General features: G+C 34.2%; 23 protein-coding genes and 1 pseudogene. 9 read left to right on the top strand and 15 right to left on the bottom strand.

Going from position 1 to position 23,148, the window contains the following annotated elements; genetic code table 11:
* Positions 1-14: 14 nt before the first annotated feature.
* The gene (locus KO527_RS22410) at positions 15-1,136 is read right to left on the bottom strand and encodes an SIS domain-containing protein (RefSeq protein WP_216042472.1); all 1,122 of its coding nucleotides are present in this window, start codon (positions 1,134-1,136) and stop codon (positions 15-17) included.
* 11 nt (positions 1,137-1,147) lie between these two features.
* Positions 1,148-2,434, bottom strand: a complete 1,287-nt coding sequence (locus tag KO527_RS22405; RefSeq protein ID WP_216042471.1) for a D-tagatose-bisphosphate aldolase, class II, non-catalytic subunit — start codon at positions 2,432-2,434, stop codon at positions 1,148-1,150.
* A 321-nt stretch (positions 2,435-2,755) separates the two neighbouring features.
* Here KO527_RS22405 and KO527_RS22400 point away from each other — a divergent pair, with 321 nt between their 5' ends.
* The 4 genes and pseudogenes from KO527_RS22400 (at position 2,756) to KO527_RS22385 (ending at position 6,788) form a co-directional block, all read left to right on the top strand.
* Positions 2,756-4,216 (top strand): Gfo/Idh/MocA family oxidoreductase, encoded by a 1,461-nt coding sequence (locus KO527_RS22400; protein WP_216042470.1) that lies wholly within the window; start codon positions 2,756-2,758, stop codon positions 4,214-4,216.
* 356 nt (positions 4,217-4,572) lie between these two features.
* Positions 4,573-5,070: a hypothetical protein gene (locus KO527_RS22395; protein ID WP_216042469.1), complete on the top strand. Its 498-nt coding sequence runs from the start codon at positions 4,573-4,575 to the stop codon at positions 5,068-5,070.
* Between the two features lie 169 nt (positions 5,071-5,239).
* Positions 5,240-5,620, top strand: coding sequence for a hypothetical protein (locus tag KO527_RS22390; RefSeq protein WP_216042468.1), 381 nt, complete (start codon positions 5,240-5,242; stop codon positions 5,618-5,620).
* A 196-nt stretch (positions 5,621-5,816) separates the two neighbouring features.
* Positions 5,817-6,788 (top strand): annotated as a pseudogene (locus KO527_RS22385) (transposase).
* A gap of 279 nt (positions 6,789-7,067) precedes the next feature.
* Here the strand turns inward: KO527_RS22385 and KO527_RS22380 are convergent.
* The 9 genes from KO527_RS22380 to KO527_RS22340 form a co-directional block, all read right to left on the bottom strand.
* Positions 7,068-8,210, bottom strand: coding sequence for a hypothetical protein (locus KO527_RS22380; RefSeq protein ID WP_216042467.1), 1,143 nt, complete (start codon positions 8,208-8,210; stop codon positions 7,068-7,070).
* Between the two features lie 84 nt (positions 8,211-8,294).
* Positions 8,295-9,326, bottom strand: coding sequence for a helix-turn-helix domain-containing protein (locus KO527_RS22375; RefSeq protein WP_216042466.1), 1,032 nt, complete (start codon positions 9,324-9,326; stop codon positions 8,295-8,297).
* 482 nt (positions 9,327-9,808) lie between these two features.
* Entirely contained in the window at positions 9,809-11,164 is a 1,356-nt protein-coding gene (locus tag KO527_RS22370) for a sigma-54 dependent transcriptional regulator (RefSeq protein ID WP_216042465.1), read from the bottom strand.
* Positions 11,157-12,293 carry an ATP-binding protein gene (locus KO527_RS22365; protein WP_216042464.1) on the bottom strand — a complete coding sequence of 379 codons (1,137 nt, stop codon included), beginning with the start codon at positions 12,291-12,293 and terminating at the stop codon, positions 11,157-11,159. The genes KO527_RS22370 and KO527_RS22365 overlap by 8 nt, the downstream gene beginning before the upstream one ends.
* Positions 12,283-13,059: a hypothetical protein gene (locus tag KO527_RS22360; protein WP_216042463.1), complete on the bottom strand. Its 777-nt coding sequence runs from the start codon at positions 13,057-13,059 to the stop codon at positions 12,283-12,285. The genes KO527_RS22365 and KO527_RS22360 overlap by 11 nt, the downstream gene beginning before the upstream one ends.
* A gap of 2 nt (positions 13,060-13,061) precedes the next feature.
* Positions 13,062-14,417: a hypothetical protein gene (locus tag KO527_RS22355; protein ID WP_216042462.1), complete on the bottom strand. Its 1,356-nt coding sequence runs from the start codon at positions 14,415-14,417 to the stop codon at positions 13,062-13,064.
* 249 nt (positions 14,418-14,666) lie between these two features.
* Positions 14,667-15,104, bottom strand: coding sequence for a hypothetical protein (locus tag KO527_RS22350; protein ID WP_216042461.1), 438 nt, complete (start codon positions 15,102-15,104; stop codon positions 14,667-14,669).
* A gap of 18 nt (positions 15,105-15,122) precedes the next feature.
* Complete coding sequence (locus KO527_RS22345; RefSeq protein WP_216042460.1) at positions 15,123-15,800, bottom strand: alpha/beta hydrolase; 678 nt, start codon at positions 15,798-15,800, stop codon at positions 15,123-15,125.
* Positions 15,801-16,010: 210 nt separating this feature from the next.
* Positions 16,011-16,346 (bottom strand): hypothetical protein, encoded by a 336-nt coding sequence (locus KO527_RS22340; RefSeq protein WP_216042459.1) that lies wholly within the window; start codon positions 16,344-16,346, stop codon positions 16,011-16,013.
* A 91-nt stretch (positions 16,347-16,437) separates the two neighbouring features.
* Between KO527_RS22340 and KO527_RS22335 the strand changes: the two genes are divergently transcribed.
* Both KO527_RS22335 and KO527_RS22330 read left to right on the top strand, forming a co-directional pair.
* Positions 16,438-16,863 (top strand): DUF393 domain-containing protein, encoded by a 426-nt coding sequence (locus KO527_RS22335; RefSeq protein ID WP_216042458.1) that lies wholly within the window; start codon positions 16,438-16,440, stop codon positions 16,861-16,863.
* Complete coding sequence (locus tag KO527_RS22330; protein WP_216042457.1) at positions 16,838-17,551, top strand: SDR family NAD(P)-dependent oxidoreductase; 714 nt, start codon at positions 16,838-16,840, stop codon at positions 17,549-17,551. The genes KO527_RS22335 and KO527_RS22330 overlap by 26 nt, the downstream gene beginning before the upstream one ends.
* Before the next feature lie 15 nt (positions 17,552-17,566).
* Here KO527_RS22330 and KO527_RS22325 read toward each other — a convergent pair whose 3' ends face one another.
* The 4 genes from KO527_RS22325 to KO527_RS22310 all read right to left on the bottom strand — a co-directional run bounded on the left by KO527_RS22325 (position 17,567) and on the right by KO527_RS22310 (position 19,887).
* Positions 17,567-17,782 (bottom strand): TIGR02450 family Trp-rich protein, encoded by a 216-nt coding sequence (locus KO527_RS22325; protein ID WP_216042456.1) that lies wholly within the window; start codon positions 17,780-17,782, stop codon positions 17,567-17,569.
* The gene (locus tag KO527_RS22320) at positions 17,775-18,335 is read right to left on the bottom strand and encodes a CIA30 family protein (protein ID WP_216042455.1); all 561 of its coding nucleotides are present in this window, start codon (positions 18,333-18,335) and stop codon (positions 17,775-17,777) included. Before KO527_RS22320 ends, KO527_RS22325 begins: the two co-directional genes overlap by 8 nt.
* 87 nt (positions 18,336-18,422) lie before the next feature.
* A complete protein-coding gene (locus KO527_RS22315) occupies positions 18,423-18,680 on the bottom strand; it encodes a DUF6482 family protein (RefSeq protein WP_216042454.1) in 258 nt (85 codons plus the stop codon).
* Between the two features lie 91 nt (positions 18,681-18,771).
* Complete coding sequence (locus KO527_RS22310; RefSeq protein ID WP_252733989.1) at positions 18,772-19,887, bottom strand: PQQ-dependent sugar dehydrogenase; 1,116 nt, start codon at positions 19,885-19,887, stop codon at positions 18,772-18,774.
* Positions 19,888-20,284: 397 nt separating this feature from the next.
* Here KO527_RS22310 and KO527_RS22305 point away from each other — a divergent pair, with 397 nt between their 5' ends.
* From KO527_RS22305 to rsgA, 3 genes are read left to right on the top strand one after another with little or no spacing between them, the layout of a single operon-like run.
* Positions 20,285-21,454, top strand: coding sequence for a MerR family transcriptional regulator (locus KO527_RS22305; protein WP_216042452.1), 1,170 nt, complete (start codon positions 20,285-20,287; stop codon positions 21,452-21,454).
* Position 21,455: 1 nt separating this feature from the next.
* A complete protein-coding gene (locus KO527_RS22300; RefSeq protein ID WP_216042451.1) occupies positions 21,456-21,971 on the top strand; it encodes an N-acetyltransferase in 516 nt (171 codons plus the stop codon).
* 12 nt (positions 21,972-21,983) lie between these two features.
* Positions 21,984-23,030: a ribosome small subunit-dependent GTPase A gene (gene rsgA, locus KO527_RS22295; protein ID WP_216042450.1), complete on the top strand. Its 1,047-nt coding sequence runs from the start codon at positions 21,984-21,986 to the stop codon at positions 23,028-23,030.
* Positions 23,031-23,148 lie beyond the last annotated feature (118 nt).

Genomic DNA, 23,148 nt, shown 5'->3' with positions numbered 1-23,148 from the left:
ATATTTCCTTGGTTTTATTTATTTAATGGATAAATAGTAACGCCTTGCACCACGCGATTTACTTCACCTGTTGGACATGGATTATCTGGTGTTAATCCCAATTCTAATGATTTATAAAACGATAATGTTTGGCTATACACTAAATATACTAATCCAATCCAAATATCATCTAAATGCGTTGGTTGTTTAATAAATTCAGGGTTTAACTTTAATACAGATAAAGCTTGCTCATCTTTTACTAGTTCATCATATAAATCATCATCATATTTTTTGGTATAAGCATTCGTTGAACAAAATAAAATAATATCTGTATTTTCATCAACCAGAGATTTTGGTCCATGCCTAAAGCCCAATGGACTTTCACAATAACTCAGTACTTGTCCATTAGTTAGCTCTAAAGTTTTTAACGCTGATTCTCTAGCAAACCCGAGTAATGGACCTGCACCTAAAAATACTAATCTATTACATTTATTTTTCGCTTGAGATTTAATCAAATCTAGCGAATCTTTTAATAAAGCCTCAGTACAAGCAGCAACTTGTTCTAGCTGTTTAATATCAGGTGTAAAAATACATAAAGTAGATACCAGCATAGAGGTATAACTACTTGTCATAGCAAAACTTTGATCCAATGTTTCTTCGGGCATTATTAAACTAAATGCGTTGTCATTATTATGAGTGCCTAAAGCCAACTCACCTTCAGGGTTACAAGTGATCACTAAGTGAAAGCAATTATCGACTACTTCATCTGCTAACTTCACAGCAGCAATACTTTCAGGGCTATTTCCTGAACGGGCATAAGAGATCAATAATGTAGGCGTTTTTTTCTGAAAATATAATTCTGGATTTGCCACAATATCAGTGGTGCTAACCGCAGAAAATAATTTACCTGTTTTATGAGATAAATGAGGTGCTAACGCATCACCTACATAAGCAGAAGTTCCCGCACCGGTTAAAATAATTCTTAATTCTTTCTGCATCAGCAATGGCGATAAAAAATGCATAATTTGAGCATTATTACCTTGTACAGTTTTTAGCGTTTTACGCCAAGATAAAGGCTGCTGCTGAATTTCTCTGGCTGTCCAATAAGCTTTATTTTCTTTTAAATTCACTTCATCAATATTTAAATATGTCTTCATGTTTTAGCCTATTATTTCGATTGCTTATAACAAGCATCAGCATAAATACCTGTCACTTGCATAATTTTATCAATAACTAAGTCTTTTGCTTGGTTATTTAATTTATTTTGTCTAATTGCTTGATATTGTTCTGGTAAAAATTGGCTGATCAAAGGTAAAGGTATAGCTAGATCGTTTAAGTTATCTAATAACTTAGTAACAGCTGAATCAACTCGTGAATTATTCCAATAGTAACGAATGCGATCACTGTAGCTATAACGACGATACAAAAGCCCTTTACTTGGCGGTACTTGATAAAACTTCTGCCAGTAATTTGGTGATTCAAGCATTTCTTGTTCACAAATATCTCGTAGGTGGGATGTTTTTTCAGAAGAAATTAAAATATCTTCAATATAACTCAATGCATATAGTGCTTCACGCATCGCATATGTTAATTGCGGCCCTACTTTTAAAATTGCAAAATGATCTTTGACAAGCTCTTTATAGGCCTGTGGGTTTTGATAATCAGTAGAATGTGCTTCAAAAGCGATATTTGGAATATTTTTAATACAATGACTTAAAGCTTGTGCCTTATTTGATTGATAATCAATTATGCTTGTATGGTCAAATTCAACGCCAGGTTGAACAACTAAACCAATAACTCGCTGCCAAGCATCAGTCAAACCTAACAATTCGAAAGCCTCTTGGTGTAAATTAATTGTTTGCTCAACACGATTAACTGGCGTTAATTCTAATTCGGCAATCTCCTCTGTGGCACCGCCAGGTGGCGGAACTTCAGTACCAACAACATATACGAGCCCTGAATGACCAAAGTGCGCTATTGCTGTTTGCTCTGCTACTAAACATAGATCAGCAGCTCTTTTAGCTACCACTTCATCAGGTAATATTTCAGGATCATCAACACAACCCATACTGGTATCTAAATGTATTTTCTTAAAACCTGCAGCAACATAGCTGGCAATTAAATCTTTAGCTTTAGCCATTGCATCACTTGAGTTCTCATTAACCCAACATACAGGCCCTAAATGATCGCCACCTAGTATTATATGTTCTTTCGGGTAATCATATTTATCCGCGATATCACCGATGAATTTTATAAAATCTTTAGGTTGCATCCCTGTATAGCCACCAAATTGATTTACTTGATTGGCAGTTGCTTCAATGAGAATGGGTGCTTGATCATATTTGGCTTGTTTAATTGCAGCTTCAATAACTAAGGGTTGTGCACAACATATAGCATAAACCCCTTGTAAAGCCCCTTTACGGTTTGCTTGAATAATTCCGATAATATCTTTCATATTTATCCTAACTGATCCAATTTTGATGTTATTACTCAAAAAATAATAATGATTACCTGATACTTTAAATAACAATAACAACTTTCAAAATCTTTCACAATGAAGTTTTGAAATTATATAAACCATTTCAAAACTTCTGCGAAATATAATAAAACTCGCTAAAACACAATTAAATAGGGTTTTAAAGTATTTGGTCACATACTTTCACAATTAAAGTGAAATAAAATGAAAGAATATTTTGTATTTAAATTTTTAATCAGTTATAAATACCTCCCATAAAATAAAAACAAACTCCAAATTCAAGTTCAGGTAGGTAATTTTATGAGTACGATTGATCGACGTGGTTTTTTAAAATCAGTTGCCGCTTTATCTGCAGCAGGCGCAGTAGCTGGTTGTTCAACAACAAATAATGCAAGTTCAGTGTTAACCCCAAAATCAAAAGGTAAATCTGTAATGGGCCTAGTAGTGCCTAAAATGGATGTTGTTCGCATTGGTTTTATTGGTGTTGGTCAGCGTGGTAGTGGTCATGTAAAACATTACACTAATATTGAAGGTGTAGAGATCAAAGCAATTTGTGATACTCATGTTGAAATGTTAGATAAATCAATTGATTTCGTCGTTAAAAAAGGCCTGCCTAAACCTGCTCGTTATACAGGTTCAGATCACGCTTATCGCGAAATGCTAACGCGCCAAGATATAGATATTGTAATTATATCTACGCCTTGGAAGTGGCATACGCCTATGTCGGTTGAAACCATGGAAAGCGGCAAACATGCTTTTGTAGAAGTACCCGCAGCAACAACAATTGAAGAATGTTGGCAGTTAGTTGATACAGCAGAAAGAACGCAAAAAAACTGTATGATGATGGAAAATGTAAACTATGGCCGTGATGAGCTAATGGTCTTAAACATGGTTCGTCAAGGTTTATTTGGTGATTTACTTCATGGAGAAGCCGCTTATATTCACGAACTTCGCTGGCAAATGAAAGAAATAGACGAAAGTACAGGTTCATGGCGTACACACTGGCATACCAAGAAAAACGGTAACTTATATCCAACTCATGGTTTAGGCCCAGTATCTCAATATATGAATATTAACCGTGGTGACCGTTTTGATTATGTGACTTCGGTAAGTTCCCCAGCACTTGGTCGCGCAGCGTATGCTAAACGTGAATTCCCTGCAGATCACGAAAGAAATCAACTTGATTATATTGCCGGTGATATGAATACCAGCATGATAAAAACAGTTCAAGGTCGCAGTATCGTTGTGCAACATGATACAACGAGTCCTCGTCCATATTCTCGTCATAACTTGATCCAAGGTACTAACGGTACTTTTGCAGGTTTCCCAAATCGTATTGCAGTTGAAACACCACCTCCTGCGATAGAAGCTATTTATGAAAATGAATATGCTAAGACATTAGCGCTATGGGAAAAAGATGGCAGTAAAGGCCGTAAACCGAGAAAACCAAGTTTCCATGGTTGGGATCGTGACATGGAAAAATGGCGCGCACAATTTGATCATCCTATGTATGTTCGCATGGGTGAAGAAGCAAAACGCAATGGTGGACATGGCGGTATGGACTTCTTAATGTTATGGCGCATGGTGTACTGCTTACGTAATGGTGAGCCACTAGATCAAGATGTATACGACGCAGCTGCATGGTCTGCAATTTTCCCACTGAGCGTAGCATCAGTTGAAGATCGTAGTAACTCTAAAAATATTCCAGACTTTACCCGCGGTGCTTGGAAAACAGGTAAACCGCTAGGTATTGTTTCTTAATTTGATGTAAATATACCTCGATATAACAACTCGTCATCTGGGAAGTGTTTTATCGGAGAGCTGAGTCAAGCATTGATTTTTAAATTCAAGCTTCAAGTTCGGGTGGTAATATTTCTGATATGACAGCTCGAAATAATATTTGTATTTCAATTTTAGTATAGACAAAGCCACAAGCCTAACTTGTGGCTTTTTTAATGAATTCAATATCAGTAACACCCCATTATATTTTAACAGAACAATATTGAACCCAAATCAGAAACACCATATACTTCCCAAAATGGATTTACATATCAAAGGATTATTATGTCTCAAGAAAAAACAAAACGCTCGGTATTCGTTATAAAGATACTATTTATATGGAGCGTTTGGGCGCAGTAAGGGATTTACTGCGTGCGGCAAAAAAACAATTGTCAATGTCTTTACATCAAAAAATAAATGCATTAAAAGCACAAACAGATGTTGGTAGTTTTGTTTATCGCATTGACGATCATTCCTTCTTTACCGATGATATAGATACCCACTTTAAATTTCCCGCACCACAACAAGCATTTAAAAATGGCGCCGCACCTTTAAGTAATCCTGGTAATGGCGCAGCTCCTCGTCATAGGTCATTTATAACAAGCATTGGCGACCAACAATATTTAGATTCCAAAGTTATCACCACCACCATGACTATGGACATCGTCTTAACAAAAATGAAAACATGGAATAATCAAAGCCATATGCTTGCCCGTTATAGTCAGGGAAATAAACCAACGCCTATCTATATCTTATCTAAAGATGGCTTTATTATTAAAACAACATTTGGACAATCATTTAAACGCTGGCAATCTATTGAGGCTGTTAATGAATAAGATACTATTCGCTTTAATATGCTTTGGTTTAGCTGCTTGTAATAATGATTATGCTAAAGAAAAGTAAGAATTACTTTTAGATGCTAAGCATAAAGCAGCACAATTAATTGATAAAAATAGTACTGAATTAATTAAATTTAGTGAGTACTTATCAGAATCAAAAGGAGTAATGATAGGCTCTGATTATTATGAAGCATATTTATATGCTAAAAATAACATTTCACAAGCTGAAGCCGATAAAGGAAGGAAAACAGATAATAATGAGCTGTTCCAATTAGATAAGTTAGCTTACACATTAGGTATTATAGGTATTAATATTACAGATGATTCCAACTTAATTACTTTTGTTACCTCAAAAACCGTTAACTCAAATTACGTGTTTAATTATTTTATCGTTGATTTAACTTTTGGTGAAAATAATATTGATTTTAGTTACTGTGATGAATTTGGTAATTACTGTAAAGTAAGTGAAGAAGGTCGTTGGTTACAAGTATATTCTTTTCAAAATATTGAAAAGCTTAATAGATACTATAATGTGAATGTTAACTAACAAACCTATGAACAGTATAAAAGCATTAATAAACTAATGCTTTTATACATCTTAATAAGAAATAGTCATTTATGAATAAAATAATAATTAACTAAGAGACGAATTAACTAAGACTTAACTAAGACACCCATCTCAAATTGTATTCATTCGGGTTTTTACTAAACTTCAAATAATGCCATTTTTATCTGAGATTGAAATGGCTGTAGCAAGAAAGCGTCAAGTTAGCTTGGCTGATACACCTTATTATCATTGTATTTCCCGTTGTGTTCGTCGTGCATTTTTGTGTGGTGCAGATAAAACGACAGGAAAAAGCTACAAGCATCGTAGAGAGTGGGTTGAAACCCGTTTACTTAGCCTGAAAAAAACCTTTTGCATTGATGTGTGTGCCTATGCGGTTATGCACAACCATAGTCACATCGTACTGTATGTCGATGATAAAAAAGCCAATCGCCTTAATGATAAAGCCATAGTTCACCGCTGGCACAAAAGCTTTAAAGGCATATTACTCACACATAAATTTATCAATAATGAAGTACTCAATGAAGTCGAAAAACACACATTGAACGCCATCATCAAAATCTAGCGAGAAAGATTAAAAAACATCAGTTGGTTTATGCGCCCCCTCAATGAAGACATTGCAAGAAGAGCTAATAAAGAGATAACTGCACTGGGCGATTTTGGGAGGGAAGATTCAAATCACAAGCACTACTAGATGAAGCTGCCCTTCTAGCATGTATGTCATATGTTGATTTAAACCCTATCAGAGCTAAAATTGCCGACACACCTGAACATTCTGACTACACCAGTATTCAAAAGCGTATTAACGCTGCAAAAAAGGCAAGCAACCAAAAAGCTTAAATAAATTTGCAGGTAGCCCTGGAAAACATATGCCAAAAGGAGTGCCCTTTAAACTGAGTTCATATCTTGAATTAGTTGAATTAACAGGCCGCTGTATCCGTAAAGATAAACGTGGGGCAATCAATCAAGCTGAGCCTTCAATTTTAACCAAACTAAATTACAACCTGAAAACTGGCTAAAACTCACCACACAATTTACCAAAGTGTTTCATGGTGCGGTAGGAAAAACATACTCTCTCACACGATATAGCGAGCATCAAAAAATAAAACGACGAACCAACCTCAGTCATTGTCAAAAACTACTGGCATAATTTTCAAATCACGATTTGTTCATCGCTTTTTAAATCTATAGCTAATCTCACTCACCTTAATTTTGATAACACTCAAAATTCTTGCAATTTTACGCCATAAAGGCAGTTGAGAATCAAAAAAGACAACGTTAAATTGAATCTAATTAGGGTCAAAATCTAGTTTTGTAACTTCTCGATAGAATTTAAATTGGGTGTCCTTTTTGATATCCATATTTAATTTGAATTCACTCTAGACTTTAAACTAGGAGTAACAACAACTTAATATTACTCCTTCAAAAATCACTTGCTTAAGATAACAACACCATCTTCCTCGGAAAAAACTAATTCAGTGTGATTCAACTTATTTTGAAAAAAGTTATTAATTTTTCCTTTTATTATATTATGTATTTTATCAGGCGCTATTGCTGTTGGTAAACCAACGATCCACCTATTTAGGTCATAGAAATCATCATGAGTACTATTTTCGATTGTGATTAAGTGAGTTTCAGCTAGATTGAATTTAAAAGTGGAATCTAACTGTGCTAATGATTCTTCTGAGCTGAGTAATAATAATGGCTTATTTAATGGCTTCTTAGCCGCCTCTCCCAAAACGAGGCCATCTATATTGACTGAAGCTTTACAAAAAAATAAGCTTTTACATGAATTCATTGCAGCACTAGCCCCTAAGCTATATCCCAAAGTTCCTACATTTGACAAATCAACTTGATCATTCAATCGCCACTGATTCCAGAGCATCCAATTATAAATATTTTGTACGTCATTTGAAATTTGAGGTGATACAACCTCATCGAAATATTTTCTACCTATAGGAGTGCCTACATCATGTTTATCATTTGGCAAGTATAAGTTTGCAGTTTGCCCATTTTCAAAAGTAGTTACACCAGAAAGATATGTATGGTTAACTGATACTACTATAAATCCATGGCTAGCAAGATCTTCAACTAATTCGGTATTATCATTTTCAAATAATGCCAAACCATGAGAATAAAACAAAACAGGCCACCCAGCGCCTTCATGCTTGATGATATTCGCATTCTCAACTGACCAAGACCACATAGTGTTAAGGTCATGTTGTAGAGGATGTAATCGAGCTTCTTTTGGGCGTTTGCTCTTTAAATAGTCAACTTGATTACCTAATTTATCAAAATAAGTACTGTAATTTTCATGGTATCCATCAGCTGGATAATGAATCTTAAAATGTATTTTTCTAAGTTCGTCGCTATTAGGACTAACAGAGTCTTTACTGTAGCCCTTTACATCAAATTCATTTACACCAACTTTATATTGACCTCTAGGTGCTGGATATACATGTTTTATCTCTTTATTTTTGGGCTCTGTGATTAATTCTAAATTGTCATCACAACCACTCAGTAATAGTGATAACAATGAAGTTAATAAATAACTCTGATTTTTTATTGCCATTTTAATTCTCCTTTATTGAGAGAATTATTTTATGACTCCATCTAAAATTGTCGTGCGATTAATAAAATAAGACGTACTAATTAGCTAAACGATACCAATTTTTGATGATTTAAACTGTGTTGGTGTCACACCTTTGTATTTCTTAAATGCGCTATTGAATGTTGATTTAGAATTGAAACCTGCTTGCAACGCAATATCTAATACCGATTTATATGGATACAGTTCCATAAGCTCACAAGTATAATTTATTCTTCTGTGGTTAATCATTTCATAAAAACTAACACCCATATAATGGTTAATAACTTGTGATACTAGGTAAGGCTTCATTGATAATTTATTAGATAAAGATTGTAAACTCAAATCAGGATCTTTATATATCTCGTCTTTATCCAATAAATATAGAATTTGATCTGCCAAGACCGCATCAAATTCATTCTCAGTATGGATAGTATCTTGATATTCTTTTTTAAATTTTTCAAAAGTAAGTAAATGAGGATTAATTAACAAAGCGTAGCTAATAACAAACATCATGATACACATTAATAATTGAGGAAGAGGTAAGCTGGTTTGTAACATCACCTTAAATGGGATTGTTAAAATAGCAAAAAGTAAACAGGCGCATATTCCCCAAAGTACCCACAAATTTTCTTTGCTTAAGTTGGCCAGATAATCTTTTTGTTTTTTATGATATTTATATACTGTCAAACATCCCCAAATTGTAAAAAATAAATATATAACAATTAAAAAGTAACCAGCCAAAACATGACGTAAATTGAAATCTACATTTGACGGTTCTAGTAAAAAATCAAAAATTAACACATTGAGCCCGAACCAACTCCCTAAAAATAAACACAGTTGTTTTTTTGAAGGGGGAATCCCTAAACATGAACGAATGAATATAAAGAATAAAATGGCATATATTGCTCCAAAACAAGCATTAATGCGATGTGATATCCACTGTTCATGCTGAGCAAGCAACAATAAAAGGTCGCTACCGAAAACTAAGTGTATAATCATCAATAATGAAAACAAAGGATACTGTTTCGACTTACTGTGTAAGAAACCCGCAATAACAAGGCATTGGCCAAAGCCTGATAGCAAAATAACATCTGTCATTTTTCTTCCCTTAAAAATGATTAAATTGGTGGTTAAACTTAACTCACAATTATCGGCTAGCCGATAAATTTATTTTTAAGCTATCTTACACCTCAAATAATTTAAATATCTGAAAAAGAGGAATTAAATTGGTATCAAATAGTTACCAAAAAAATAATGCCTTGTTTCACAATTAAAGATTCACTTAAAACTAATTAAAAAATGAACCCTGATAAGTTATTTGAAAGTTTATAAACTTTTATGGAATAAAGTTTTCCCGTCTACTTTTGAGCAACCTTCATCATATCCATGAATTTTATAGCCACTTGAAATCATTAATTGCAACATCGCAGGAAATCGATTCATGGATTTAACTTCTATTGCTTGATATCTCGACGATTTAGCCCAAAATCCCTGATATTCACGTAATTTAGTTGCTATACCAAGCTTTCTGTTATTTTTGCCTGAGAAATAACGATTTCTTTGTTAGATTTAATAAATCACTAATCAAAATTCTGATTTCTTTTAATATTATATTGAGTCAATTTTTTATATAAATAAGTACGATCTATCACTAATGACTTTGCAACATGAGTGATATTACCTTTATACTGTTTGAGTTTTTTGATTAATAAAGCTCGCTCCATATTATGCCGAAATTCTTTTAAACTCAGTTCATCATCTATTATAGTATTAGGTTTGCTGGATATCTCATCAGGAATATCTGAAATCAATAGTTTATCATCACCCATGATCAACATTCGCTCAATCGTATTAAGTAATTCTCTTACATTACCTGGCCAAGAATATTGACTTAAAATTGAATAACATTTTGGATCTATAGACTTATTGGCAAATCCATTTCGTTTACTTAAATAGCCAATAAAGTGATTAACGAGTAATGGAATATCTGATTGGCGCTCACGTAATGAAGGAGACTGTATTGGTATCACATTAATCCGATAAAACAAATCTTCTCTAAACTCGCCCTGTTGCACCTTGAGCTTTAAGTCTTTATGGCTCGCAGCTAATAATCTAACATCAACTTTTGTAATTTTATCTGAGCCTACTTTTTGAATTTCTTTGCTTTCTAGCACTCTTAATAAACTCGCTTGAGAAGCTAACGGCATATCACCAATTTCATCTAAGAATAAGGTACCCTTATGAGCCATTTCAAAGTAACCTTTTTTATGCTGTTCAGCACCTGTAAAAGCCCCTTTAACATGACCGAATAAAGCACTCTCGATTAAATTTTCAGGTATTGCTGAGCAATTTACTTTTACTAAATCTTTACTTGCTCTACGGCTTTGCTGATGAATACTTTGTGCAATCAATTCCTTCCCTGTACCACTTTCTCCAGAGATTAAAATTGCAGCATCTGTTTGCGCTACTTTATTAATACTTTTTCTCAATTGCTTCATAGATGAATGTTCGCCGAGCAACTGATCATCTTGTTGAGCTTGCTCTAATGATTTAACTCTATTTTTTAAAAGAGAAAAATCAACGCAATTTTTTACTGTAATACTTAACTTATCAGCATTAAAAGGCTTTTCTAAAAAATCAAAAGCCCCCAGCTTTAATGTTTGTGCTGCTTCATTTAAAGAGGCATTACCTGAGATAAAAATGACTGGCATAACAAGGTTTTCACTGCGCATTTGTTTAAATAATTCAATGCCACATTGCTGACCTAAACGTATGTCTATAATTGCCATATCATAATCATGTGTTTGCATACTTTTTAGTGCCAATTGTGCATCACAAAAGTCTGAAACTATATAACCTTCAGGCAGCAAACACGCTTTAATACTTCTACAAATATTAACTTCATCATCAATAACAATTATATGTTTATCAGTCATTTAATCTTTCACTTATCGGTAGATTTATTTTAAAAGCAGCACCTTTATCTAATAGTAAACATATAATGTCACCATTATGATCTAGTAATATTTTTTTCACTATGGCTAAGCCTAGCCCCATATTCTCAGCGCTTTTTTTGCTGCTATAATGCATTTTAAAAATATGTTTTCTAGTTTCATTATCGATTTTTACACCATCATTAAATAACACCATAGATATTTCAGCGCTATTTTCGCGCTTTAAGCTCATAGATATTTGAAGTGTGCCTTTGGTGGGATTAGCTTGAACTGCATTATTAATAATATTAATTAAACACTGATTAATTAATAAATGGTCCATTTTAACATTAAGGTTTTTCACATCATTTTCGATTAAAACCGTGAATTTAACCACAGGCCAACCATTTTGATGTTGCGTAATAAATCGCTCACAATATTCTGCGATATTAGCCTCTTTTAACACTGGCTCAGGTAGTTTAGCAAATTGACTAAAATGGCTTACCATCTCTTTTAATTTATAAACTTCTTCGCTCACAACGGAGGTCGTTTCGTTTAAATTATCTTTAAAAGACTTAGGGTCAGCATTCAAATAAACCCGATTCAAATTACTCACCATCATTTCTATTGGTGTCAGCGGGTTATTAATTTCATGAGCTAACTTCCCAGCAATAGTTTGCCACTCATTAAAATGACTTAGCGATTGTAGTTTTTCTGCCTTTTTTAAATCACTGTTTAACAATGTTTTATATGAACGTGCAACGTTTTGGCTAAGCCAAACCGCTGCAACTAATGACACTATTAAAACCAATACAAACAGAACTAAATAATATGTAAGATAGGTATCTCTTAAAACTTGCTGTAATAAGCCAGGTTTCTCATAAACAATTAATTCATCAGATGTTTGTAAAAAGCGAGATTTATAAACCTCTGCCTTATCAGGATCCAATGTTTTAAGTAACTTCAAATCATCACGATAATTTTGTAATATCGTTTGTGTTTGCTCTTTAGTAATCATAGATGTGGCACTTTGCAATACCTCATCTAATAAAACATAGGAAGCTAACAAAGGCAGCACAGACAAAGCCAAAATAGAGCCTATTAAATAAAGATTGATGCGCCTATTTTTCATTTATCAAACTCTGCTGTGTGATATTTAAGCTCACTTGTTCACTTCGCCAAAGGGCAGGAATTTCATCAGGATCCATATACTGATCTAAAATCTGATCAAATAACTTTTGAAAACGCGGCCTACCTATTGACGTATCAGCTAAACCAGCCCTTCTTTTAAGTACCCTTTTCCCTTTTTTAACCGTTACTTGGCCACTAGTCATCAACGGCGTGTTATTAGAAGTGACAAGTATATTATTCTCATCACTGTCTGGTTCATAAGTATAGCCTTGGCTTGTTGCTATCCAGGCTCTTATCTTTTTTATACGCTCGGTTTTTACCGGGTTTACCAATACCATAGCTTTTAATTGATGCACCTCAGTAGAATCAATCTCTTTTAAGATATCGGCACTTGTAAAAGTTAAATTGTTTATAAAATCAACTAATAAAGTGCTATTTTCAAAAGTTCTCTTTTGTACACCATCAGCATGACTTATATTCACATTATAAATTTCATCCCATAAATCATAAGTAATTTGGTAATTAACCGAAGTCAAAAAACGCTGCTGTCCATTTCGCGTTAACGATATGATTAAGCTTATATTATTTGGCAAACCACTATTAATATCACGTTCAATAATATTCTGTGGATATTGAATATTATTAACACTAAGATGCATTGCTTGATTTTTTATTCTTGGCTGAAGGTCAATAGCTAATACATTTGATGAAAACAATGTCAACCAACCCAATACTGGTAGCCAAATAGAAATAAATATATTCGACATACCTAGTTTTCCTCTTGGTGAACATAACCTAAAGATAAACGGTAAATCATAGTTTGAGTTTGATAAGTATAACCTGCATTAAAAGCGTAATTGGTAGTTCCAGTAAAACCATTATTCCATTTTCTTTCACCATAATGTACTGATGTATGCCAACCTGAATAAACACCACTGGTTTTATCTACTTGCGTAATATTGGTAAAACGCGCAAATAATTCGCCACTTTTTAAATAGTCTGAACTTGGTACATATTCAAACTGTTCAATGCTAGTATCTATGCCTAAAGAAAGCACTAAATTGGTCGCTAAACTAAAGTTTTCTTTATAAGACATACCTAAGCTTTTTGAATGTGAGTTATAGTTAATCTTACTTAAAAAAGCGCTACCTCGAGTAGGAAATAACAAATCATCTTCACTATTCCACCCATAATCTAGGGTATATGAATTTTGAGGTCTCGCATTTGAGTTATATTCAATATTAAAGCTAACAAAAGAATGACTTGCAAAACGTCTACCCAGTGACATATCCATATTTTCGGAGAGATATTTTGAAGAGCCATTTCCCCTCTCCATACTGCCATCAAAATAATCTCTTTGTAATTTAAAATCTGAAAAATTATTTATTTTTCCTATACTTGCTCTAAAGTAATACTTAGCAGAACCAAATAAGTGAGGGTCGTAATACGCTAGTTTATAGTTATTATTTTCATCATCAAACTGCATAATATCTCTAGAAGTGAAGTCAAGTTGTGGATATTTAGTTAAAGCCCAAAATTTCATTTGACTATCTGTAGTCATGCTATTTTTTCTATTCAAATAGCTTTTCTCAACTGAAAAGGATAGCTCTTTACCTTGCCCTAAAAAGTTAAAATCAGTAATTTTTCCAGTCCAAATATGACCAGCGGTATCATTTATTGTGTTGCCACCAAAGCAAATGCCTGCTCTTTCAATAGAAGAATAAGCACAGCTCCCAAGTTTGTTCCTGTCCTTCTTTTTTTCATAACGATAACCCACATCATATTGAATGTTACTGGCTTCTGTAATATCGAAAACCACCACCACATAACCGCGCTGACTGCCTTTTTCTAGATGAATACGGGTACTTTTAAATTGAATTAATGTGCCAAGTCGTAATTTAGCATCTTCAATTTCATCTGGATTTAATACATCGCCTACATTTTGATAGTACTTTTTTGTAATAAAATCACAATCAGTTGAGCTATTTCCAGTACATTTAATATCATCAATAATTAACTTTGGCGGCTCTGCTTCATTAGCTTGTGCCTGTTCGCTGTTAGAGGATATTGCAAGTAATAAAGATATTCCGACTAAGTACTTTAAAGCCAAAGTGCGCTTTTCCATTTATTAAATTCCTATTTTTATTTAATTTCACTTTGGTTTTGCAAAGGTAATGCCAGTAGTAAAAAACTCATTTAAATGGATTTAATTCATTGTTTTTATTTAATTTAATATATTTAATGCAAGGTGGGTAATGTGCCAGAAGTGTTGCCTAAAAACAACACTTGTTTCTATTATTCTACAATTAAAATATCCTCACTTTGATAATATATTGTGTGCTTTAAATTAATCTAAATGCAAAAATAACAGTTGTTAGGTTTTAACTGAGGCTAAACACGAAAATAGCATTTTTCGCTGTTTAGGCGAGAAAGTATAGTAATCAAAAACAATGCTTGCTCCTGATTTATTTTTAATTTTGATTTGTCTAAGTAAACGTCCAGAAATTGAATAGCCGTTATATTCAGCTAACTTTATAGTTTCTTTTTTATAAAACCGAATATAGTTAATACTACTTTCATCAATTGTAATACCGTTTTCAACTATCTTTCCCTTTCCGGAATTAAATATAGCCAGCCAAGTACTTATAATTACGGTAACAAAAATTGCATAATAGATAAATTCAAAACTGAATGACTCATGATTATAAAAAGAAACCGCATTAATGGCTATTAATGCGATTATAATCCCGATGAACTCAGTATAAACTTTATTAAAAATGTACTGTGCTCTGCTTTGCTCAATCTTCAACATAATTTCTATCTGTAGTTTTTATAGTGAATCTTTATTTGATTTTATCCAATTTTTAACAGGCTTGATCCAGTCTGAAATTGGGCGATAAAATGCACCATGTTCTAAACCTGTATTTATTTCAATTTCTCGAAATGATTTAACATTCACACTTTTTTCTTTTAATGCCACACAGGTATTTGAACGATCGGTTTTTTCATAGATAGATAACACATTACCATATACTTTGATGTCGGTATGTTTATTAGATATTAAACGACCACACCCAGCTAAAATAACAATATTAATCGCTAAATCTGATAGCTTGTCTGAAGTAAGCCCTGTTATAAAGGCACCTCTAGAAAAGCCCATTATTGTAATGTTTTCAGCCGCAACACCTTGCTTTACCAACTCTCTTACTTGAACACTCAGCTTTTGAGCATATTTAAATGGATCAGTATTTTTCGGTCTATGAGCTGCAATAAGATGGTAATTGTCATCTAATAAAGCTTGTTTAATAGCAGGAAAGTCATATACCCCCCAACCAAATTTAGTATTGATAGGTTTTGGGTTTGTACCTTCAACAATGTAACCATGAGAATAAAAAACATACTTATCTGAAGCATTTATATTTTCGGGAAATGCTTCATAAATATTACCTGCAAATATAGGGTTTGAAAACATGCCTACAACTAACAACGGGGCTATCGATTTAATCATTATTTTTATTACTCTTTTTTTAAACTGATAATAGCAAGTTCACTTTCAAACTATGTCATTTATATTGACCTGTTTAGCAATCTAAATATTACTTATAAGTGTTCATCAAATTAGATCTTACATCAACAACAACTCATGGAGAATTAAAAATCACTAACTAGCTAATTGTGTTTGAAAAATACGTGATTATTTGGGCTACAACTTAATGATTTAAGTGCGAGATTTTAAAGTTTGAGGTAATCTAGTTATCGCTTTCATTAACAAAGCAGTCAAACCCGCAACAACACCAAACTGCCCTAACATCAATAAACCCAACTTAGGCCAAAAGTTTACTTCTTCAGTAAAAAGTGGATGCCAAATATAGATTAACGTTAAATTGCCAGGAAATAGATACACTTTATAGCCAGGTAAAGGGCCGCCCCATACATCCCATAAATTCCAACTAAGTGTAAATGCAATCAAACCTATAATAACAGCGATGATCCCAGCAAACACCGACATCTTAAATGTAGCTGATTGCACTATGTGTTTTAATCTGTAATTCATATGACTTTACTGCCCAGTATATTTTTATAAATTGATCTTTCTCATTTTTTCACCCGTATAGTTTGTTGTTCTGTTTTTAAAGTGAGTTGTTATGACATCAGATAAATTAACTATTTTTTACGACGGTGCTTGTCCTTTATGTTGTGCTGAAATGGACAAACTCAAGCGAGATGATATCAATCATCAAATACATCTTATCAATTTGCATAACAATGATTTTGAAAAACAATATCAACATATAAACAAAATTTCTGCTATGAAGATCCTTCATGGAGAGTATCAAGGAAACATTTTAAAAGGGTTAGACGTGACTCATCGTGCTTGGACGATTGTAGGTAAAGGCTTTTACGTTGCGCCATTACAATGGCCTGTATTCAAGCAATTATCTCACTTATGTTATTTAGTTGTTGCGAAATACCGTCAACCTATCTCTAGCTTTTTTCATAAATATTTTGGTGTTGGTTCAGCACATTGCGAAAAAGGAGTCTGTTATGACAACACTGATCATAGGCGCTAATAGTGAGATTGCCAAAGGTATCGCTATCAATGTCAATCAAACCAATGAGCGATTAATTATTATCTCTCGTAATATCGAATTTTATAATGACCCAATATTTAAAGATATCACTATTATAGAAACCAGTAGTTATCATGAAAGTCATATAAAAGCTGCAGTGAAAGAATTAAATGTTGATACGCTTTCACGGGTATTTATCTGCCACGGATTACTCCATGATGACACCTCATATCCCGAAAAAAAGCTCTCTGAGTTTGACCCAACGAGTTTTTTGAATATTTTAAATGCCAATACGCTTACTCCACTATTGTGGTTAAAACATTTAACAACGCAAATGAATCATAAAAATGAATGTAAATTTGTTTTTCTGAGTGCCCGTGTAGGCAGTATTACTGATAATAAATTAGGCGGATGGTATAGCTATCGCAGCTCTAAAGCGGCGCTTAATATGTTGCTTAAATCAGCTGCAATAGAACTTAAAAGGACGGTTAAAAATGTCAAGTTAATTGCTTTTCATCCAGGCACAACTGACTCGCCATTATCTAAACCTTTTCAAAAAAATGTGCCTAAAGGAAAGCTATTTACCCGAGACTTTGTCGCCAGTGCTTTAATTGATATTACCAACAAAGCACAACTAGACGGCGAGTTGAGTTTTGTTGATTGGCAAGGTGAAACAATTGATTGGTAGTAATAAAGGCTGATGTTACTGCCAGCCTATTTTCCATAAATTTTTATCTTTTAAATTTCGCCAATCGATATCGTATTCATTTTGATTCATCACAGCTTGTATAACACATTCAATTATTTTTTGATCTTCATCGAAAAGCACTTTAGTAATCACAAAGTGCTTTTCTTTGTTTTTAACTTGTGTGCTGGTCCATTTACTATGTAGTAAAGACTTAGGGCTTATTTTATTCATCGATGAAATCTCCAAATTCAACTTGATAAACATTTAAAGAAAAATCGGCATTGGTTTTATGAGTCACTAAAAAGCCAACTTGCTCTATTTCATTGGAGTAAACAGGTGGTGCAGAGGTGATAATACGACCTCTGAAACTGGCTTTAAAATCTGATAATTTCATTGTGTAGGTTTGAACTTTATCTTTTTGAGTTGCAAAACTGGTTTTGTACGCAACGCGATAACCATTAATGTTTTTAATTAATCTGATTTGGTAGGTTTTTCCGTCGCCTTTAGCTTTGATCCGCACAGCGTCATAGAATGATTGCATACTATATGGGAAGTAAGCACTACTAAACCCTCCATTATTAGCAGTCGAAATTTGACCAAAAAAGTGCAAATTATCACTTTTAACTGACACCTTACCACGAGATAAACCGCCCATAACACCGTCATTGATCACTTGCCAAGACTGGTTATTTAAATAATCTAAATCAATTATCTGAGGTGTTTGTGCTTTAGCATGACCGAGCATATTACACAGTAATCCTAATAAAATTATTTGGCTTCGCATATATTACCAGCCTTATTCATTATTACTTAATTCAAAACAACAAAGCGACACATATGTATCGCTTTTGTCATATATCAAGCTTGAGATTTATAATACAATAGACACAACTTGGTTTGATGCCATTGAATCTGACATGCCACACATTTCATCATAAGCGGATTCTAAAGTTAATTGTGCCGATGAAATATTGTGTTTACGTAAAACATCTTTTGCCACTGATAACGAAGGGCAAACTTGAATAGTGCCCAATTGTGGCATTGCGCCAAAATTTCCGTCGTCATCTGTAATGCCAACTAAGTAATGACTGCCATCAGAAATACCTAAAATTGTTGTTTGAGATCCCATTTTTAATTCCTCGAATAGAAAAACTATATGGCAATACGAAGCAAAAACACATTTAGATTATTTTTTATCAAATTTTTACCTATGCAAAAAATTACTGCGTTGTTAATTTAACAATTCCCCGCCCGTCAATAGCAATATAAATATAGCCATCAGGTCCTTGGCTAACATTACGTACACGCATTAAGTTATCTTTTATTATTTTTTGCCCTATGATGCGATCGCCTTCTAATAAAAGCTGTATCACTTGGCCAAACTTCAATGATCCAACCAATAAGCTGCCTTTTAAACTAGGATATTTATCACTGGTCACAAATACCATGCCCGAAGGTGCAATTGAAGGTGTCCATTGCCAAGTAGGTTGTGTCATGCCTTTTTGTTCTGTCAATTTTGTAAACTGTGAACCAGAATAATTCACTCCAAAACTAACAACAGGCCAGCCATAATTTTTACCTTTTGCGATAATATTAACTTCATCGCCGCCTTTAGGGCCATGTTCATGTGTCCAAATATCGCCTGTTATAGGATGTTTAGCCATGCCTTGTGGGTTACGATGGCCATATGAGTAAATGGCAGACTTTGACGTGCCATTTTTAGTAAAAGGATTATCCTCAGGAATACGACCGTCATCATGTAATCGATATACTTTACCTGCATCGCGCTGCAAACTTTGAGGGTTGATGTCTCTTTGCCCTCTATCACCAATAGAAAAATATAGATATCCTTTATCATCGAAAGCTAATCGACTACCGAAATGTCTGCCACCTGAATTATATGCTTGCGCTTGATAAATAGATTGTTGCTCAACCAATTGCGTCCCTTTTAATCGTCCGCGCATAATGGCTGTATTTTTATTATTTTGGCTGTTTGCTTTTGTATAAGAAAAGTAAATCCAACCATTGTTTTCATAATTTGGATGCACAATAATGTCTAGCAAGCCGCCTTGGCCGCCTTCAGCAATATCAGGCAATCCCTTAATCGTCTTTGCATGCCCATTTTTTATTAATTTAAGCTCTGCACCTCGCATTGAAACAAGCATTTCACCATTAGGAAGCCAAGTCATCCCCCAAGGAATGCCATTATCAGAAAATACCGATTGAGTAACAAATTTAGCTGGGGTTTGAGCGTCAAGTTTAGCGGCCTGTAAAGGTGAAACATACATAAAGGCAAAAGTTACAGCAAAACCCAATTTCATCAATCTAACATTCATATGCAGCGCCCTAATTTTATTCATCTAAAAACATGTCATTAATAATAAGCAATGTTTTAAAAGTTTAATAGCCATAAATCATTAACTTAAGATTTGGATAAGCAGTTTAGATAAGAGTTTTGTAACCATCGGCATTAAGACAGGCTTATTCGTCATACAATCCAATGAGGTAATTTGATGAATATCAAGGCGCACTAATTCTCTAATAGCTGGCTATTGGGGAGTTAAATCAACGGAAATAAACAAAAAATAACGTGATTGGCAATCCCTTGCCCGCATTAAAGATCCATAAGCCATTACTTTTAACAAATTAAATAAAAAATAATCTCACCACCATTGACCTGTCTATAGCTTTACAGTTTATAGTTAACTTAATCGAAATAAAGAATCAAAAAATATGTATCGTATTTCTCAATTAGCAGAAAAAGTCGGGTTAAGCCGCTCTACGCTTCTGTACTATGAAAAATTAGGGCTTATTTGCGCAATCAGAGCCGAAAATAAATACCGGTATTATGATGAAAAAGATGTTCAGCGCATTAAATTGCTACAGCAGCTACAATCAGGCGGTTTAACACTCAATGAATGTTTGCAATGTTTAGATGAGAAAGTTAATAAAAGTCTATTAAAACATAGACTCGATATGCTGGATAATGAAATACAGCAAAAGCAAAACGCCAGAGAGCTACTTGCATCTATGCTAGGTGAATCATCAATGAGCCCTTGGCATAGTGAAATGAATGAACAGGCGCCGCAAGCACATATCGAATGGTTAATTAAACAGGGGTTTAGCGAAAAACAAGCTTTAAGGCTCAATTGGCTTTCCAAAGATATGAATCAACACGATAGCTATATGACTGACTTCGAAACTATTTTTTCAGAATTAAGCTACCTTGGGCCTAGCTCTGAACAAGATACTTTAAGAGCCTTAACGCATTTTAAGTTAACAAAAGGGGCTTTGCTAGATATTGGTTGTGGTAAAGGTGCCAGCGCATTAACGCTTGCAAACAATAGTAAATTTACAATAACAGCATTAGATAATGATGAGCACAACCTAAAATTTATTGATCAACAAGCCAAATACTTAGCTATCGAAAATGCCCCTAAAACACTCTGTGCCAGTATGACACATATGCCATTTTCATCCCAAACCTTTGATGTTCTATGGTGCGAAGGAAGTGCATATATTATGGGAATTGAGCAAGCATTAACACAATGGCGAGACTTGATAAAACCCAATGGTTACTTGGTTTTTAGTGATCTCATTTGGCTCACTGACACACCACAACATGATGTCACTCAGTATTGGAAAAGTGCTTATCCTGCTATGACAACATTGTCGCAAATGATCAAGACTATCAAAAAATCTGGATATACACTTATTGACTCATTCACCTTAAGTGAGCAGGCATGGCACAATTATTTGACACCACTTGAGCAAAGAATTAACAGCTTATCTAAAGCACTGACAGACTCAAAAGCATTAAATGATTTAAATCAGGAAATTGAAATGCATAAAAAATATTTAGGTCAATACGGCTATCAAATGTTTATATTAGGAAAAAGTTAAAATGAATATAAGACTTGAACAAGCAGATGATATTAACACTATCTGTGATGTTATTTATCTTGCATTTGAAAATCACCCACACCACCAACTAGGTGCGAAACCAACTGAACACCTGATTGTAAATGACTTACGAACTGCTGGGGAACTGACTCTTTCATTGGTAGCACAAGATGAGACTGGCATCGTTGGCCATATTGCATTTTCTCCTGTCATGGTTACCAATAAGCACTGTAATTTTTTTGGTCTGGGGCCAGTCAGCGTATTACCACAACGACAAAAGGAAGGTATCGGTGCCAAGCACATTCATGCAGGCTTAACAGCGTTAAAAGACAGAGGAGCATCGGGCGTTGTATTACTTGGTGAACCACAATATTACGCGCGTTTTGGTTTTACATCTTACCCAGAACTCACATTACCGGGCGTACCCACCGAATACTTTGTTGCAACTGTATTTAATCATAAAGATAACGCGCTCCCCACAGGCGATGTCACCTACCATCGCGCGTTTGAGCAATAGGATTATTAAAAAATGAATATCATCACACCAGACTTACACCAACTTGGTTGGAGACCTTTTTTTGCACAGCAATTAACACTAGAAGAGCTCAATCATTTTAGTGTCGGTCGCATTATAGCCCATCATAGAAGCCGAATTATTGCTGCTTGCAAAGTGGGTGAAGTCATACTGAATCAAAATTCAAAACATGACAAACTATGTGTTGGTGATTGGGTTTTATTTGATTCACTTAATAACATAATTAAACGCTTAGACAGATACTCGATATTTGAAAGAAAATCACCTGGTACTAAAATAACAAACCAATTAATTGCAGCTAACATCGATAGTTTAGTAATTGTATGTGCTTTAAACCAAGATTTTAACCTCAATAGAATCGAACGTTACATTGCCATCGCTCATGAAGCACAAGTTGATCCTATTGTAGTATTAACAAAAACGGATCTTTGCGATGATGTCGCGCAAAAACAATCAAATGTACAAGCACTTGATCCATTTATGCCAATATATGCATTAAATGCGTTAGATAATACCCAGTTACACTGCTTAGAAAATCACTGCCAACCTAATCAAACCATTGCATTTTTAGGCTCATCAGGCGTTGGTAAGTCAACGATAGTTAATGGTTTATTAGGATATCAAGCCCTTGAAACGGGTTCGATAAGACAAGATGATGGCAAAGGCAAACATACAACAACACATAGAGCACTAAAGTTTTTACCCCAAGGCCCTATTTTAATGGATACGCCAGGTATGCGAGAGCTGCAATTGACACAATGTCAGCAAGGCGTAAATGAAACTTTCAGTGAGATAATCGAACTAACACAACAATGCCACTTTAATGATTGCCAACATAATCAAGAACCCGGTTGCGCAGTCAATAAAGCACTGATAGATGGCGTGCTCGATGAGCGCAGATATAACAGTTATTTAAAACTGCAAAAGGAACAAGCATTTAATAGTATGTCGCTTTCGAATAGAAAAGCCAATGAAAAGTCATTTGGTAAAATGATTCATCGAGTACAAAATGAAGCTAAAAAGCGTAAAAGAGGTCAATAAGCATTAATTATAAAAGTTCATATCTAATCTACTAAAACCTCATCTGATAGGCAGTTATGAGCGAATAAGAGACCTTAGAACTCACTTCGTTATGATCTCTAGCTATTATGCAAATTTA

The sequence above is a fragment of the Pseudoalteromonas sp. C2R02 genome (assembly GCF_018860845.1).
Lineage (GTDB): Bacteria > Pseudomonadota > Gammaproteobacteria > Enterobacterales > Alteromonadaceae > Pseudoalteromonas.
Note: the sequence above shows the minus strand (reverse complement) of the source record. Positions and strands in the feature narration are given on the sequence as shown.

Bases quoted from the DNA above. Each gene is read 5' to 3' on its own strand.
- KO527_RS22410 (WP_216042472.1), bottom strand. From the start codon at position 1,136: ATGAAGACATATTTAAATATTGATGAAGTGAATTTAAAAGAAAATAAA.
- KO527_RS22405 (WP_216042471.1), bottom strand. From the start codon at position 2,434: ATGAAAGATATTATCGGAATTATTCAAGCAAACCGTAAAGGGGCTTTA.
- KO527_RS22400 (WP_216042470.1), top strand. From the start codon at position 2,756: ATGAGTACGATTGATCGACGTGGTTTTTTAAAATCAGTTGCCGCTTTA.
- KO527_RS22395 (WP_216042469.1), top strand. From the start codon at position 4,573: ATGGAGCGTTTGGGCGCAGTAAGGGATTTACTGCGTGCGGCAAAAAAA.
- KO527_RS22390 (WP_216042468.1), top strand. From the start codon at position 5,240: ATGATAGGCTCTGATTATTATGAAGCATATTTATATGCTAAAAATAAC.
- KO527_RS22380 (WP_216042467.1), bottom strand. From the start codon at position 8,210: ATGGCAATAAAAAATCAGAGTTATTTATTAACTTCATTGTTATCACTA.
- KO527_RS22375 (WP_216042466.1), bottom strand. From the start codon at position 9,326: ATGACAGATGTTATTTTGCTATCAGGCTTTGGCCAATGCCTTGTTATT.
- KO527_RS22370 (WP_216042465.1), bottom strand. From the start codon at position 11,164: ATGACTGATAAACATATAATTGTTATTGATGATGAAGTTAATATTTGT.
- KO527_RS22365 (WP_216042464.1), bottom strand. From the start codon at position 12,293: ATGAAAAATAGGCGCATCAATCTTTATTTAATAGGCTCTATTTTGGCT.
- KO527_RS22360 (WP_216042463.1), bottom strand. From the start codon at position 13,059: ATGTCGAATATATTTATTTCTATTTGGCTACCAGTATTGGGTTGGTTG.
- KO527_RS22355 (WP_216042462.1), bottom strand. From the start codon at position 14,417: ATGGAAAAGCGCACTTTGGCTTTAAAGTACTTAGTCGGAATATCTTTA.
- KO527_RS22350 (WP_216042461.1), bottom strand. From the start codon at position 15,104: ATGTTGAAGATTGAGCAAAGCAGAGCACAGTACATTTTTAATAAAGTT.
- KO527_RS22345 (WP_216042460.1), bottom strand. From the start codon at position 15,800: ATGATTAAATCGATAGCCCCGTTGTTAGTTGTAGGCATGTTTTCAAAC.
- KO527_RS22340 (WP_216042459.1), bottom strand. From the start codon at position 16,346: ATGAATTACAGATTAAAACACATAGTGCAATCAGCTACATTTAAGATG.
- KO527_RS22335 (WP_216042458.1), top strand. From the start codon at position 16,438: ATGACATCAGATAAATTAACTATTTTTTACGACGGTGCTTGTCCTTTA.
- KO527_RS22330 (WP_216042457.1), top strand. From the start codon at position 16,838: ATGACAACACTGATCATAGGCGCTAATAGTGAGATTGCCAAAGGTATC.
- KO527_RS22325 (WP_216042456.1), bottom strand. From the start codon at position 17,782: ATGAATAAAATAAGCCCTAAGTCTTTACTACATAGTAAATGGACCAGC.
- KO527_RS22320 (WP_216042455.1), bottom strand. From the start codon at position 18,335: ATGCGAAGCCAAATAATTTTATTAGGATTACTGTGTAATATGCTCGGT.
- KO527_RS22315 (WP_216042454.1), bottom strand. From the start codon at position 18,680: ATGGGATCTCAAACAACAATTTTAGGTATTTCTGATGGCAGTCATTAC.
- KO527_RS22310 (WP_252733989.1), bottom strand. From the start codon at position 19,887: ATGAATGTTAGATTGATGAAATTGGGTTTTGCTGTAACTTTTGCCTTT.
- KO527_RS22305 (WP_216042452.1), top strand. From the start codon at position 20,285: ATGTATCGTATTTCTCAATTAGCAGAAAAAGTCGGGTTAAGCCGCTCT.
- KO527_RS22300 (WP_216042451.1), top strand. From the start codon at position 21,456: ATGAATATAAGACTTGAACAAGCAGATGATATTAACACTATCTGTGAT.
- rsgA (WP_216042450.1), top strand. From the start codon at position 21,984: ATGAATATCATCACACCAGACTTACACCAACTTGGTTGGAGACCTTTT.